The sequence below is a fragment of the Derxia lacustris genome (genome assembly GCF_002105195.1).
Taxonomy (GTDB): Bacteria; Pseudomonadota; Gammaproteobacteria; order Burkholderiales; family Burkholderiaceae_E; genus Derxia; species Derxia lacustris.
In genome coordinates this window covers 1-1,571 of sequence record NZ_MUHU01000047.1, presented here as the reverse complement: position 1 = coordinate 1,571, position 1,571 = coordinate 1, and the positions used below count along the sequence as shown (strand labels likewise).

1 protein-coding gene is annotated in these 1,571 nt (G+C 71.2%); it reads right to left on the bottom strand.

The genetic code is table 11. The features are described 5' to 3' along the window. Nucleotides 1-113 precede the first annotated feature (113 nt). On the bottom strand, nt 114-1,571 hold a 1,458-nt coding region (locus B9P64_RS21635), incomplete at its 5' end, for a lipoxygenase family protein (RefSeq protein ID WP_268877162.1).

Genomic DNA, 1,571 nt, shown 5'->3' with positions numbered 1-1,571 from the left:
CGGCCGCCTGCAGGCGCGCGCGGCCGGTGTTGCCGGTCGGCCGGCCGGCGCGGAATTCGCGCTCGAACAGGCGTGGCGGCAGCAGATTGCTCTTGAGCATGACGGTCTCCGGTTCAGATCTGGATGCCGTTCATGACGGGCGCGTTCAGGTTCATCGCCGGCGCGACGGCCGGGCTCAGGTAGTAGTACGAGACGCTGTTGGGCACCGTGGCGGCCGAGGGATTGGCCTGGCGGAAGGCGGCGATGCGCGCGGACTGGTTCTGCGCAATGCGCGCGCTGGCCGAATCGGCGCCGTCCCACAGCGCGGCTTGGAAGGCGGCGACCGCCGCCGCCTGACCGCTGCCGGCGGCAAAGCCGGCATACACCGCGTCGAGGCTGGCGAGGCTGCCGTCGCCGGCCGCGACATCGTCCACCGCCGAGGTGCCGGCCACCACGAAGTCGATCTGGTTCTGGATCGGCCAGGCGTAGTAGCTGTTGCCGCCGTAGGCGGTCTGGGCCTGCGGATCGGGCAGCGACGCGAGCAGCTGGGCATCGGTCACGCCGGGGCCGGCGGGCGGCGGCGCGGTCATCGCGAAGGCGCCGTTGGGCAGATAGCCCCAGTGCGGAAACATGCTGTTGTTGACCGCCGTGTGCTGCACCGCAGCCATGTGGAACAGCACGGTGGCGCTGCGCTTGAGGCCGGCCTTGGTCGGCGTCCAGGTGTAGCGCGGCACGCCGTCATGGTTGAACGCGGCCTGCACCGCGCCGAACCAGGCGTTGAGCGGCGCATCGGCGGCGACCGCCGCGTCGTCGGCATAGCTGGCCTCGATCACCCCCGACACGAAGTTGGCGATGGCGTTCCACCACGGCGTGCCGTCGTCGCGATAGGGGAAGGGCACCGGCAGGTTGCCGGTGTCGAGCTGGCGCGCGGCGAGGCTGCTGTCGAAGGCGGCGGCGTCGAAGCTGTAGTCGGCGAACAGGTTGCTGACGATCTGGTACAGCCCGATGCGGCCGGTCGGCAGGAACTGGTCGCAGAACTGGCCGGCCTGATAGATGCCGGCGCCGGCGCTGCCGCTGGCCTGGAGGTTGTAGACGGCGGTGTTGATGTCGAACACCTTGGCCAGATGCGGCTTGAGCAGCACCAGCACCGGATGGTCCGCGGCCAGCGTGCCGGCCTCGGCCAGCGCGGCGGCGGCGATGGCGAACTGCATCACCACGGTATGCGTGTTGAACAGATGGGCGCCGCTGAACCACCACTGCGCATCGGCGCTGCCGACCCACAGCTTGGCCAGCAGCCAGGCATTGGCATCGTCCTGCGGCGTGAACACATAGCCGCGGCCGACCGAGTCGACCTGGATCGCGAGCGGCAGCAGCGCGCCGCCGCTCACCGCGAACAGCGCGAACGGCGCGGCGAAGTACTGGCCGCTGCGCACCAGCCCGGCCGGCGCCACGTTGCCGAGCACCGGTGCGTAGTCGCAGACGAACAGCGTGCCGGCGCTGTTGGCGGCCTGCAGCGTGGCGAGCAGGGCGGCGCTGTCGTGGCTGCCGGCGGCGGCGCCGAGCCAGGCCGCCAGCGCATCGTTGCTGCCGCG